This window comes from Ruegeria sp. HKCCSP351, assembly GCF_017872535.1.
Classification (GTDB): Bacteria; Pseudomonadota; Alphaproteobacteria; order Rhodobacterales; family Rhodobacteraceae; genus Ruegeria.
Genome location: NZ_JAEDOV010000004.1, coordinates 267,266 through 281,076 on the forward strand (window position 1 = coordinate 267,266; position 13,811 = coordinate 281,076).

Annotated in this window: 9 protein-coding genes; 5 read left to right on the top strand and 4 right to left on the bottom strand. The window is 57.4% G+C overall.

Going from position 1 to position 13,811, the window contains the following annotated elements; translation table 11 throughout:
- Positions 1 to 2: 2 nt before the first annotated feature.
- The 3 genes from I9182_RS10925 to I9182_RS10935 all read right to left on the bottom strand — a co-directional run bounded on the left by I9182_RS10925 (position 3) and on the right by I9182_RS10935 (position 3,620).
- Positions 3 to 2,405 (bottom strand): FAD-dependent oxidoreductase, encoded by a 2,403-nt coding sequence (locus I9182_RS10925; RefSeq protein WP_209598240.1) that lies wholly within the window; start codon positions 2,403 to 2,405, stop codon positions 3 to 5.
- 110 nt (positions 2,406 to 2,515) lie between these two features.
- Positions 2,516 to 3,145 (bottom strand): glutathione S-transferase, encoded by a 630-nt coding sequence (locus I9182_RS10930; RefSeq protein ID WP_209598241.1) that lies wholly within the window; start codon positions 3,143 to 3,145, stop codon positions 2,516 to 2,518.
- A 19-nt stretch (positions 3,146 to 3,164) separates the two neighbouring features.
- A complete protein-coding gene (locus I9182_RS10935) occupies positions 3,165 to 3,620 on the bottom strand; it encodes a class I SAM-dependent methyltransferase (protein WP_245220535.1) in 456 nt (151 codons plus the stop codon).
- Between the two features lie 275 nt (positions 3,621 to 3,895).
- Between I9182_RS10935 and I9182_RS10940 the strand changes: the two genes are divergently transcribed.
- The 5 genes from I9182_RS10940 to I9182_RS10960 are packed head-to-tail and all read left to right on the top strand — an operon-like array spanning position 3,896 to position 11,120.
- Positions 3,896 to 5,668, top strand: coding sequence for an ABC transporter ATP-binding protein (locus I9182_RS10940; RefSeq protein ID WP_209505337.1), 1,773 nt, complete (start codon positions 3,896 to 3,898; stop codon positions 5,666 to 5,668).
- Positions 5,661 to 7,574: an ABC transporter substrate-binding protein gene (locus tag I9182_RS10945; RefSeq protein WP_209598242.1), complete on the top strand. Its 1,914-nt coding sequence runs from the start codon at positions 5,661 to 5,663 to the stop codon at positions 7,572 to 7,574. Before I9182_RS10940 ends, I9182_RS10945 begins: the two co-directional genes overlap by 8 nt.
- A gap of 14 nt (positions 7,575 to 7,588) precedes the next feature.
- Positions 7,589 to 8,617 (top strand): ABC transporter permease, encoded by a 1,029-nt coding sequence (locus tag I9182_RS10950; protein WP_209505333.1) that lies wholly within the window; start codon positions 7,589 to 7,591, stop codon positions 8,615 to 8,617.
- On the top strand, positions 8,614 to 9,768 hold the full coding sequence (locus I9182_RS10955; protein WP_209598243.1) for an ABC transporter permease: 1,155 nt from the start codon (positions 8,614 to 8,616) through the stop codon (positions 9,766 to 9,768). The genes I9182_RS10950 and I9182_RS10955 overlap by 4 nt, the downstream gene beginning before the upstream one ends.
- Positions 9,765 to 11,120, top strand: coding sequence for a CoA transferase (locus I9182_RS10960; RefSeq protein ID WP_209598244.1), 1,356 nt, complete (start codon positions 9,765 to 9,767; stop codon positions 11,118 to 11,120). Before I9182_RS10955 ends, I9182_RS10960 begins: the two co-directional genes overlap by 4 nt.
- Before the next feature lie 88 nt (positions 11,121 to 11,208).
- Here I9182_RS10960 and I9182_RS10965 read toward each other — a convergent pair whose 3' ends face one another.
- On the bottom strand, positions 11,209 to 13,590 hold the full coding sequence (locus I9182_RS10965) for a mechanosensitive ion channel family protein (protein ID WP_209598245.1): 2,382 nt from the start codon (positions 13,588 to 13,590) through the stop codon (positions 11,209 to 11,211).
- Between the last annotated feature and the right edge of the window lie 221 nt (positions 13,591 to 13,811).

Below are 13,811 nucleotides of genomic sequence, written 5' to 3' on the forward strand. Positions count from 1 at the left end.
GATCAGCCCCGCATCGCTTTGCCCTGAGGGTCGTAAGGCGACGGTGCAATTACCCGCGCCGGACATTCCACACCCACCACATGGACAGACAGTTCCGTACCCGGGTCCACCTTGTCACGGTCAATCAAGGCCATCGCCAACGACTTGCCGATGTGGTGCCCATAACCGCCTGAGGTCACAAAACCCACGCGTTCGCCGCTGGCCCAGACCGGTTCATACCCGCTGGCGTCGGCGTCCAACGCATCGATTTCCAGTGTTACCTGCACCTGCGCCGGGCCATTGCCATCCCATTCGGCCAAAGCAGCCTCCTTGCCGACGAAATCCTTTTCCCAGTCGATCCAGCGATCCATGCCGGTCATACCGGGTGTGTAAGCCTGCGTGAACTCTGCCGACCAGATGCCAAAGCTCTTCTCAAGCCGCGTTGACAGCATCGCATTGAAACCGCACTCGCGGATTCCCTCTTCTGCACCAGCTTCCAGCAAAATGCGGCGCAGTTTGATGTGATCGCCATAGCGGCAGTTGATTTCATACCCTTTTTCGCCGGTCACCGACATGCGCGCAACACGCGCCCGGACAAGGCCGATATCGAAATCACCGCAGCCCATGAATTTCAGGCCCGAGATATCCTGTTCGGCCAGTTTCTCGACCACCACCTGCGATTTCGGTCCAACCACGGCGAACCCGCAATACTCCTCTCCCAAGTCACGGACGGTGACCCCTTCCATCATATGATCGTTGAACCATCGCATATGCCACGCGCGCAGGTAATAGCTGCCCATGATCCACCATGTCCCGTCGCCCCAGTTCAACACGGTCAGATCGCCTTTGAGCCGCCCGTCCTCGCCCAGCATTGGTGCCAGCTTGGCACGACCCGGGGCGGGTAGTTTGGACGCCATAACGTTATCCAGCCATGCTTCAGCATTTGGACCGAAAACCTCAAAGCGGGAAAAGCCCGTGATATCCATCAGGCCCACGCCCTCGCGGATGGTTCTGCATTCAGCGGCCACGATGTCGTGCGCGTTCGAACGTTTGAGCGTTGGCGTTTCCTCAAACCCTTTGGGTGCGAAATACAGCGGCACCTCCAGATCCCAGCTGACACCCCATTTGCAACCGGCCTCGGTCATCGCGTCATGCGCCGGGGCCATCTTCAGCGGGCGACCCGCAGGCAGTTGCTCGTTCGGATAGGTCATCACGAAGCGGCGCGAATAGAACTGGCCAGTGGTTTCACGGATATACCGCTTGTTCTGTGCGAAATCACCATAGCGCGCCACATCCATCGGCCAGGCATCGGCCTCGGGCTCACCATGGATCATCCATTCGGCCAGCGTTTTGCCAACACCCCCACCTTGCAGGAAGCCCGCCATCACAGCACAGGCCGTCCAATATCCCCGTTTGCCCGGAACCGGACCAACCAGCGGGTTACCATCCGGTGAGAACGTAAACGCACCATTGACCCATGTCTTGATGCCCACATTCTGGATCGACGGATACCGCTCAAAGCCCAGCGTCAGTTCGTTCTCGATCCGGTCAAGCTGTTCCTGAAACAGTTCCTCGCCATAGTTCCACGGCGCGCCATCCATCGCCCAGTGTTCATGATCGACCTCGTAGATTCCCACCAGAACACCCTTCTGGTCCTGCCGCATATAAGTGAATCCTTCGAGGTCGACAGTCATCGGCATCTCGAAATCCGCCTGCGCAACTTCTGGCACCGTGTCCGTGATCAGATAGTGATGCTTCAACGGCGAGACTGGCAGCTCTACCCCTGCCATGCGCCCAACCTGCTTGGCCCAGAGCCCGGCCGCGTTGACCACATGTTCACAGGTGATCGTGCCCTTATCAGTCACCACCTGCCAGCCATCTGCCGTCTGGATCAGCTCTTCGACCTTGGTTTCCTCGTAGTACTCGGCACCACGTTTCCTGGCCGCAGTCGCATAAGCCTGAACTGTGCCTGTCGTATCGATATACCCTTCGCGATCTGCCCACATCGCGCCCAAAACACCGTCGGTTGACATGATCGGGCAGCGTCTCTGTGCCTCTTGCGGGGTCAGCAACTCGCAGTCGTCAATACCGATGGACTGGAAGATCCGGTAATTGGCTTGCAACCATTCCCAGCGTTCAGGCGTACCGGCCAAAGTCAGGCCACCGGTCATATGCAATCCGATGTTCTGGCCCGATTCCTTTTCGATCTCACTCAGCAGGTCGATTGTGTAGGCCTGCAACGAGGCCATGTTCGGATCCGCGTTCAGGGCATGGATGCCGCCCGCTGCGTGCCATGACGATCCCGATGCCAGCCGCCGCCTCTCAAGCATGACCACATCGGACCAGCCGAATTTGGCCAGATGATACAGAACCGAGGCACCAACGACGCCCCCTCCAATGACCACTACGCGATATTGGGATTTCATCCCGACCTCCCTGAACAGAATCTGGGTAGACGCTAGTGGCACTGTTCAGTTCTGTCTAGACAATTCTGTACAGTACGGAATGCGAGAACTCTGCCGCATGCTTTGAAAACCTAAAGCTGCGCGCTTGGGCGGGCTTTCACGATTTCAAACCAGACCTGCGTTCTTGTATTTCCTTCCGGTATCCGCATCTTGATGACGCGCGCGAAATCGACAAATACAAAAGTCGATATGTCCGCCAGAGTAAATACATCGCCCGCGACATACACGCTTTGATTCAGCCGCGCCTCCAGCAGTTCAAAAAACGACGCAACCCGTTCGCGCCCACGCTGCGCCAGTTTGGGGATCTGCGCATGATTAACCGTGCCGGGGATAGCACGGTCTTTGAATGCCGGATGGCTGTTGCGCAAAGCCTCAGCGATGGGCGCACCGCCCTGCTGCTCGGCAATTGCGTTCCACATCAGGACCAACCCTTTTTCATCAGCGGTCCGACCCATCAAGGGCGGTTCGGGGAAACGCGCTTCAAGATACGCGGCAATGCCAAGATTTTCGGTCAGGACTGCGCCGTCGTCCGTTACCAGAACCGGGATTGTGGCCCGGGGGTTCACCGCACGAAACTCAGCGCTCAATTGCGCGCCCTCAGCAATCGAGATTTCGTGCGTTTCGATGTTCAACCCTTTTTCCGCGATGAACATGCGGGCACGGCGCGGGTTTGGGGCCGTCGAGCAATCGTAGAATATCATGCGGGCCCCTGCTCTCTGGTCAGCGCCGATAGATGAAACAGCGCCCTTCGACGGCACCCTCGGGCAACGGCATTTCCTCCAGCCGCTCGAAATACATCCGGTCGCTTGATACCATTAGTCCACCCGGTGCCAGCAAGGGCTCGATCAGCGGGGAAACAAGCCGTGCAAAGATGTCGTTCTTTTCGCGATTATGCCCCCCAAGATCTGCATGGATCAGACTTGTTGTCGGTCCAAACCTGTCGACCGCCGCTGGCAGCGTCTCGCGCACATCTCCCAAGATCACCCGATCTTCGGGCGGGGTTGAATCGGGGTGCGAAGCCACCGCGCGTTCGAACACAAAGACAGGGCGTCCATCGATATGCTGCACAAGATGATGATAGGTGCGCCCATTGCCCAGACCCAGTTCAAACACCGGGCCAGCCATGCCTGCCGTTTGCGCAATCGCGTGATCCAGGCAGGCGCGTTGTGACACCATACGATCGATAAACAAGTCCAGACGGCTTTGATTCTTGGACACCGGCAAATATCTCCTTGATACCAATCGAAAGCATAGATGCCCCCGACACCGCCTTAGATGACAAATTCTCAAGACTTTGTGTAGCGACGAAGCCCAAAGTTTCACATTTTCGCGACATTTCAGCCCAAGAACGGGTTTGACTAGACATACGGAACCGCGCGACACTGACGAAAAAATCACGGGGAGTTGAAACGACCGATGTCACCAAGCGGCCAAACGGTTGGAAAGCCTGCATGAGCGCGTTGTTGTGCGTCAGAGACCTCAGCATCGGCTTTGGTGCGGGCAGTTCCGTGGTCACGGATGTGAATTTCGATGTCAAACCAGGGGAAACCTTGGCGCTGGTCGGTGAATCGGGATCGGGTAAAACCATCACGTGCCGGGCCGTCTTGCGGATTCTGCCGCGAACGGCCCAGATACGCAGCGGCACGATAACTTTGAATGATTCCAAGGGCACATGTAACCTGACAGCGGTCACCGAGCGGGAAATGCGCGGCATTCGTGGCAATCGCGTTTCGATGATCTTTCAGGAGCCTATGCGATCACTGTCACCTCTGCACAAGATTGGGAATCAGGTCAGTGAAGTCCTGTGGCTGCATCGCGGGCTATCTGAGTCTGAGGCGCGCAAAAAGGTCCTGACGCAGTTCGAGCGCGTGGGCTTTCCAGATCCACAGCGTGCCTATGACTCCTACCCATTCGAACTGTCGGGCGGAATGCGCCAACGCGCCATGATTGCGATGGCCATGGTATCCAAACCCGAGTTGCTGATCGCGGACGAGCCCACCACCGCGCTGGATGTGACCACGCAAGCGCAGGTTTTGGGGCTGATCAAGGAATTGCAGCGCGAGACCGGCATGGCGCTTATTCTGGTGACCCATGATCTGGGCGTGGTTGCCAACATGGCAGAACAGGTTGTGGTCATGCACAAGGGCCGCATCATGGAGGCTGGCCCGGCCGCACCAATCCTGACCTCCCCCGCGCATCCATATACCAAACAACTGTTTGATGCGGCACCGGAAATTCCGGATCAGGATGCTGTGGGCATACCGATGCCGGACGACGATCTGATCCTTCAGATGAAGGGCGTCTCAAAGACCTACACGATGCGGTCCAGCAAAGGGTGGCAAGCCGACAAGGAAATCTATGCTTGCAAAGGGGTCGATCTGAATTTGGCACGCGGCAAGACGCTGGCCATAGTCGGTGAAAGCGGATCAGGTAAAACAACAGCCGCGCGGATTGCATTGGGTGCAGAACTGCCCGATCCCGGCGGAGAAGTCCTGTTTCGCACCGCGCCGAATACCGATCCCATCACGGTGCACAACATGACCCGCGCCCAGCGCACCGCGTTTCAGCGCAATGCCCAGATGGTGTTTCAGGATCCCTACAGCTCGCTCAGCCCGCGGATGCGCATTCAGGACGCGATGACCGAGCCGTTGGAAATTCACCGTATCGGAACTACGGCCGAGCAGCGCGACAAAGCCGCCGAGATGTTGCAGCGCGTCGGCCTGACAGCCGACATGCTGAAACGCTATCCACACGCCTTTTCAGGGGGTCAGCGGCAACGTCTGTCGGTGGCCCGCGCCATGATGCTCGACCCGCAGCTCATCGTGTGTGACGAACCCACCTCGGCGCTGGATGTATCGGTGCAAGAGCAGATTCTGACGCTGTTGGAAAAATTGCAGGAAAGCCTGAACCTGTCCTATCTGTTCATCTCGCACGATCTGGCTGTGGTCGCGCGGATCGCCGACGAAGTTGCCGTGATGCGTCGAGGCCTGATCGTCGAGCAAGCACCACCCGAAACTCTTTTCTACAATCCGCGCCACCCCTACACCAAAGCGCTGATTGCCGCTCAACCCGAACCCGACATCAATCGCCCGATCGACCTGAAAGTGGTTTCCTTGGGCGCCGGCGCGCCGGACAGTTGGGATGAAGCCTTTCGTTTCTCGGACACCGTGATACCCTCATTGGTGGAATTGGAACCGGGCCATAAGGTACGTTGCCATGTTTAAGACCACTCGCCCCCTGATCCTGGCCGCTTCGCTGGCGCTCATCGGGATGCTGCCCGCCACGGCAGAGACAATCCCCACACCTCAGGAAAGCGCGTTCTGGAACTCGGAAGTAGAAGCGGGCAATCTGCCGCCCGTTCAAGAGCGCCTGCCCAAGGACCCGTTGGTAGTCGATCTGGAAGCAAAGGGCCGCGAGTTCGGCAAACAGGGCGGCACCCTGCGCACCATGATCACGCGGTCCAAAGATATCCGCCAGATGGTTGTCTATGGTTATGCCCGGCTGGTCGGTTTCGACCAGAACTATGAGATTATCCCCGATTTGCTGGCGTCGTTTGAAAACGAAGACGGCCGCAAGTTCACCCTGAAACTGCGCGAAGGGCACAAATGGTCCGACGGCTCTCCGTTTACGTCGGAAGATTTCCGCTATTGGTGGGAAGACGTTGCCAATAACAAATTGCTCAGCCCGTCAGGCCCGCCGGATTTTCTGATTGTCGAAGGCAAACCACCAACAGTTACCTTCCCGGATGAAACCACGGTGATTTTCGAATGGGATAATCCCAACCCCGGTTTTCTACAATCGCTGGCTCAGGCAAGACCGCCGTTTATCTATCGTCCTGCAGCTTTCCTGAAACGATATCACGAGAAATATGCCGACCCCGAGGAACTTGCCTTTCTGGTCGACGATGCCCGGGTCAAAAGCTGGGCTGCGCTACACAACAAACTCGACAACCTGTACAAGTTCGACAATCACGAATTGCCCACGTTGCAACCCTGGCTGAATGCAAGTTCCGGCAAGAAAATCCGCCACAATTTCGTACGTAACCCCTATTACCACCGCATTGACAGCAAAGGGGTTCAACTTCCCTATATCGATGTGGTCGAGATGGAGATCGTTGCCCCCGGTCTGGTCGCTGCCAAAACCAATGCAGGGGAAAGCGACCTGCAAGGCCGGGGTCTGGATTTCCGCGACGCTTCGATCCTAAAAAAAGGCGAGGCGCAAGGCGGCTACAAGACATTGCTATGGAAAACCGGCGTTGCGTCGCAAATCGCGATTTATCCGAACCTCAATTTCGAGGATGACGTCTGGCGCGACGTGTTGCGTGACGTCCGTGTGCGGCGTGCCCTGTCCCTTGCCATCGACCGCGAGACAATCAACCAGGCTTTGTATTTCAAGCTGGCGCATCCCGGCGCAATGTCGGTTCTGCCTGCCTCGCCCTTTTACGATGAAAAGAATGCCACCGCCTGGGCTCAGTACGATGTCGGGCAGGCCAATGCATTGTTGGATGAGGTCGGCCTGACCCAGCGCGACAAGAACGGTATCCGCCTGCTACCGGACGGGCGCCCAATGGAGCTGGTGATCGAAACCGCTGGCGAGCGGCAAGAGGTTGAAAACGCCCTTCAGATCGTTACTGACACCTGGCGCGAGATCGGGGTCAAGCTGGTCATGCGCCCGTTGGATCGCGATATCCTGCGCAACCGGGTGTTTGCCGGCAACTCGATGGCATCGGTCTGGTATGGATGGGATGACGGTATCCCGCAAGCGCACACGTCACCGGCGTACCTGGCACCAACCGATCAGGTCTTCCTGGCCTGGCCGAAATGGGGCCAGTTTTACCAGACAGGTGGCGAGGCCGGAGAAGCGCCCGACATGCCTGAGGCAAAGCGTCTGATGCAACTGGCTCATGACTGGGAGGTCGCCACAACGGATGACGAACGCAAGGAAGTCTGGACTGAAATGCTGAGAATCCACGCCGACCAGCTTTATGCCATCGGTATCCTGAACGGAGCACCCCAACCCATTGTCGTGTCGAACCGTCTGCGCAACGTGCCAGAACAGGCCATGTGGGCATGGGAGCCCGGTGCGCATTTCGGCGTTCACCGCCCGGACGAGTTCTTTTTCGCCGACTAAACAGGAGCAGCTAAATGGTCATGCTGCGCTATGCGGTGTATCGCTTTTTTACGATGCTGCTGACATTGTTGGTGGTGTCGGTCCTGATTTTCATAATCATCAACCTGCCGCCCGGTGATTACCTAAGCAACCAGATTGCCGAGCTTCAGGCCTCGGGCCAGTCAGCGGGCGTCGCCAAGGCCGAGTTTCTGCGCGCCGAGTACGCTTTGGATCGCCCTATGTGGGAACAGTACCTGATCTGGATTGGCTTCTGGCCGGGACCGCACGGATTTTCAGGTCTGATCCAAGGCAATTACGGTTGGTCCTTTGAGTTCGACCGGCCTGTATCGGAGATCGTGGGCGACACGCTTTGGTTGACGGTCGTCGTCAACCTGGCCGCGATCCTGTTTGTATATGCCGTCGCCCTTCCCTTAGGTGTTATTGCTGCGGCGCGATCACGGACATGGATTGATTATACCTCGGCCTTTGTGGGTTATCTGGGGCTGGCGACCCCCAACTTTTTGCTGGCCCTGATCCTGTTCTACTACGGGCATCGGTATTTCAACCTGCCTATCGGCGGCCTGATGGACCCGCAATTCGAAGGTCAGCCGCTGAGTTGGGACAAGATAAAATCCATTCTCATCCACCTGATCGTTCCGACTTTTGTTATCGGAACCTCGGGCGCATCGGCGATGATGCAGCGCCTGCGGGCAAATATGCTCGATGAACTGGGGAAGCCCTATGTCGAAACGGCCATTGCCAAGGGCATGGCACCGTCGCGGATGCTGACTAAATATCCGTTGCGCGTGGCATTCAACCCGTTCGTTGCGGATATCGGTAACCTTCTGCCATCAATGGTGTCTGGATCGGTTCTGGTTTCAGTTGTTCTGGGCTTGCAAACCATCGGGCCGACTTTGCTGACAGCACTGAAAACGCAGGACCAATTCCTGTCCGCGTTTATCCTGATGTTTGTCGCGCTATTGACGCTTATCGGCACGATGATCTCGGATATTCTGCTGGTCATGCTGGATCCCCGCATACGGTATGAGGGGCGCGAAGCATGACCGATACTCCTGACAACCGCTACGTCGATGACGCGCCCTTTGATCCGCAGGCGTCGATACAGCAACTGGAACGCGCCGATCTGGATGCCCCCAACTGGGTGTTGGTCTGGCGCAAGTTCCGCACGCATAAGCTGGGCCTGATCTCAGGCATTTTCCTGCTTATGTGCTACCTGATGCTGCCCTTTGCAGGTTTCATCGCGCCTTATGGCCCGAATGACCGGAACGGAGAGCATCTGTATGCGCCACCGCAATCGGTGAACTGGTTTTACGACGGCGCTTTTATCGGCCCCCATGTTTTTCCAATCGTCGCCGAGGCGGATCTGGAAACCTTCCAATGGAAGTTCGTCCCAGACACTGACGACCCGCGCCCGATCCGGTTCTTTTGTGAAGGGTCCGAATATCGACTTGCAGGTCTTATCAAGACAGACAGGCATCTTTTCTGTGCGCCGGATGGTGCCACCTTGTTCCTTTGGGGGTCCGACAGGCTGGGTCGCGATATCTTCAGCCGCATCCTCTACGGGGCGCAGCTATCGCTGACCGTGGGCCTGATAGGTATTTCGGTATCATTCTTTCTGGGTATCCTGTTCGGTTCGATGGCGGGTTATTTCGGGGGGCGCATCGATTGGGTCATCAACCGGGTCATCGAAATCCTGCGTTCACTGCCGGAACTGCCGCTGTGGCTGGCACTGTCTGCCGCCGTGCCATCGAACTGGAGCCCGGTTGCCGTATTCTTCATCATTTCGATCATCCTCGGCATCCTCGACTGGCCCGGGCTGGCGCGTTCGGTCCGTGCCAAGTTCCTGTCACTGCGCGAGGAAGAATACGTACGCGCCGCAGAAATGATGGGCGCAAGCTCGGGCCGGGTGATCCGTAAGCACTTGTTGCCGAATTTCATGTCTCATTTGATTGCATCAGCCACCCTGTCGATCCCGGCAATGATCCTTGGGGAAACCGCGCTGAGCTTTCTTGGCCTGGGCCTTCGTGCACCAGCGGTCAGTTGGGGTGTGATGCTGAATGACGCGCAGAACCTCGCATCGATCGAGATCTACCCCTGGACGGCAATCCCGATGCTGCCGATTATCGTGATCGTACTGGCCTTTAACTTTCTAGGTGACGGATTGCGCGACAGTCTGGACCCGTATCAGCAATGAGCCTTCTTGCCACCCTTCCCGCCGCCGACCGATATCGCAGGATCGGCACTGGCGCTCTGCCAAGTGCTTTTGCCGTTTCCGAACTGGCGACGGCCAGCTTTGCAGCCGTTGGGCAGGAAATGGCCCGGCTTTTGCAGGCGCTGAACCTGACCCAGAAAGCCCCCGAGATCGCCGTCGACCATCGGCTGGCATCGTTGTGGTTCGGCTATTCCTTCAAGCCCGACGGCTGGGAAATGCCAAACCTGTGGGATTCGGTCGCGGGGGATTACAGGGCGTCAGATGGCTGGATCAGGCTACACACCAACCTGCCGCGCCATCGCGCGGCAGCGATGAAGGTTCTTGGCACCCCGCCAGAGCGTGAAGCTGTGACAAAAGCCGTCAGAACCCGGGCCATATCCGATTTGGAAACCGATATTGTGGCCGAAGGCGGTGTGGCCGCTGCCATGCGCAGCCGGACCGAGTGGCTTGAACATCCGCAGGGCCGCGCTGTATCGCGCGATCCGTTGATTGGTTGGCAAGGCCCCCGGTACGTCAAGCTACGCGAGAGGCCGCAGGCAACCCCTGCAAGACCTCTTGCCGGGTTGCGGGTTCTTGACCTGACGCGCGTTCTGGCAGGTCCGGTATCGACACGCACATTGGCCGGTTTCGGGGCCGAGGTTTTGCGGATCGATCCGCCCGGTTGGGACGAACCCGGCGTGATCCCTGACATTTCACTAGGCAAACACTGTGCTTATCTCGATCTGAAATCGACCAACGACATGGAAAGGCTGCAAGAACTTCTGCCCCAAGCGGATGTATTCGTTCATGGGTACCGGCCCGGCGCTTTGGACGCACTTGGCCTGACCCGCGCCAAGCGCGATGAACTGGCACCGAACAGGGTCGAGGTGACGCTGAATGCCTATGGCTGGCAAGGCCCCTGGTCGACCCGGCGCGGGTTTGACAGCCTTGTCCAGATGAGCGCGGGAATCGCGCATGCGGGCATGGAGTGGGCTGACGCCGACAAACCGACGCCATTGCCGGTACAAGCTTTGGACCACGCAACCGGCTACCTGATGGCCGCCGCCGTTCTTTCTGCTCTGGCCGAGGCCGCGTCGGGCAATTCCATCATGCATGCTCATCTGTCCCTTGCCCGCACCGCCGAGCTTTTGGCGGTTCTCGGCAAAGACGACGTCGAGGCAGAGACCATTACTCCGACGCCCACGGATTACTCCCCTGCGACAGAAGCTTCGGGCTGGGGACCAGGGCACCGCCTCAGATCAGCCCTCAGTCTCGGTGACACTGTGCTACAATGGGATTTACCCGCGTCGAAACTGGGCACATCCAAACCTGTCTGGCCCTTCACTTCCAACTGACCCAACCGCCGCGCGAAACGCGCAGCCGGACCTCACGCTGTCGGTGGCACCTCATCCGAGGCGCAATTCAGAGCGGCGGAAGGCCTTGCTAACGGTCGTCGCCGCCCGGTCCGATATCGTCCAGATAATCCTCGTCAATCGCAGCCTGAACAGCCCCCGTTACGGCTTCACGCTGTTTTGGTGTCAGGTCTTCCGCCTCTTTCCCATCTGCCAATCTTACAGTGACTTCGCGATGTGCAAACTTGATCCCTTCGCGCGCGAACAACTCGCGTATGTCCTGATAGACCTTTTTGCGAACCAGCCACTGATCGCCCGGTTTCGTCATGAACTTGACCCGGATGATCATCGCCGAATCTTGCATCTCGATCACGCCCTGCGACTTCAGCGGCTGGATGAAATTGTCTCCGATTACAGGATCGGTCAACAACTCCTGTCCCAGTTTCTTGATCAGTTTGCGGACCTTCTCGACATCGGTGTCATAGGTCACGCGCAGCGGCAGCTTCATGATTACCCAATCGCGCGAGTAGTTGGTCAGCACTTTGATCTCGCCAAAGGGAATGGTGTTCAGCGCACCCAGATGGTGGCGCAGTTGCATGGACCTGACCGAGATTTTCTCGACCGTGCCTTTCACATCCCCAATGTCGATATATTCTCCTTTCCGGAACGCATCATCCAACAAGAAGAATGCGCCGGAAAAAATGTCGCGCACCAGCGTTTGTGACCCGAACCCCACTGCCAAACCAACCACACCGGCACCCGCAAACAGCGGGCTGACGTTAATACCCAGTTCCATCAGGACTATCAGAACGATTGTAACCACGACAACGGCCAAAATTGCGCCCCGGAAAAGCGGCAACAACGTTGCCAGACGGCTTTGCCCGCCTTCGCCACCTTCGTCGCCCAGTTCAACCTCGGTGCCATCGTCGGATTCTTCAGCGATTTTGCTGTCGATCCAAATCCGAAAGAAGTGAAACAGGATGTACCCGATGAACAGGACAACCATCACATCCAGCGCACGTTCAACCGGCAGATCCTCGCTCCAGTCCGCGTTCGGGTACCATATCACGACAAGCGCATAAGCCCCGAGCACGAAAGCCAGAATTCCGGCTACCCGGCGGGCCAGGTCTTCATAAGTCAGAAGATGCTGCTTCGGTTGTTCGGGCTCGGGTATATCCGTCGTCACGACGCCTTCATCCGCTGCGGCGGCTTCCCCGTTAATTTCGCTAATCATGCGCGAGCGGTCAAAATATCGCTCCAGCAGATAGTTCATTGCACCATAGGCCACGACCACGGACATGAAGATCATGTAGCTGCTTGCAATCAGCGGCAGCGGCGTCGGATGCTCCAGCGCCAGATCAACGGCCAGACGGAACCAGCTGAACACGACATAGATAATCAATGCCGGTGCCCAGCCAAAAGACACGAACCGCAACAGCCATGACACCTGTTCGGATGCCCGCCCACCCCGGATCGCGTTCGAGATTGCACGGGCGTTGAACAGGATCATCAGTATGTTGCCCAGCGCGCCCAGCATAGTCAGACTGCCATACACCATGGCGTAGACGTTGTAGTTCAGTCCAAAATCCGCGACCCAGGTAGAAAACAGAACGACCGAAATGTCATAGGTCGCCAGCACGGACGCCCAAATATACAGCCTGCGCGCATTCTTGTCCGAAAAGGGCGGTAATCGATATTGGCTCAGATAAGGTGACAGGACCATGCGCCAGAGGTCCGACACCGTGCGCGACAGGAAAAAGGCCGTAAAGATTGCCGTGATCGTGAACTGGACCGAGATATCCTCGGCCTCGCCAAAGATCAGATACCCGACGATCAAAGCCATGATCATGGCAAAGACCGTGGCTCCAATCCCCATCAGGAACCGGAACAGCAGGAACGGCATCTTTTCCCGATACCCCTGTGGTTCGTCCTTGATCCGCGCCACCACCCAGCGGCGCGCGAACCGCTTCCCGTATATCTCGATCGACAGCCACCGCCCAAGTAACAGGAACAGGATGTTCCAACCCAACACCTCGACATAGGTCTGAATTCGGCCATCCGGGCTGGTCTGGCGCAGGATGTATTGTACTTCAAAAATAGAATAGGGCAGCGCCTCGAGCCTCGATTGCATCGACTCACGGAACTTCGAGAACCGCTCTTGCGCCTTCATCAGTTGCGAACCGTCACCCATTGGGTTGCTCGAATCGCTGTCTGCGCCCTCCGAACCTGCATCCTTGCCACCTGCCGTTGTCACAACCTGACCGGCACTGTCGATGACAATGACACTCGCGCCCGCATCGCTGGCCGCGCGGATTGCAGCGGCCAGATCACTTTCCTTGTCGGCCTCGGACGAACTGCCCGACCCTGAAGGATATCCGGGAATCAAGGATGACTGCGCCAATGCACCAGTGGAAATGCTCAGGAAAATGGCCCAAAACGCCAAAAAAAATGCGGCCAGAAAGTTATTTCGCATTGGGTCGTGCATCCAGTTTTTGCCGATATTGGTCAGATTACAGAAGCGTTTCAGGCAGTTCAAACACTCGCATCGAACCGTCTCAATATCGTGTTTGGACGTGTTCTTGGCGCACTCTGATGAGCGCAGGTGTTTTCAATCTTTCAATAATTGAATATGACCAAGCAAAGGTTTCTGGTCGGCCTCGATTGTCTTCATCGTTCTCATTAGGCGATCTTGTC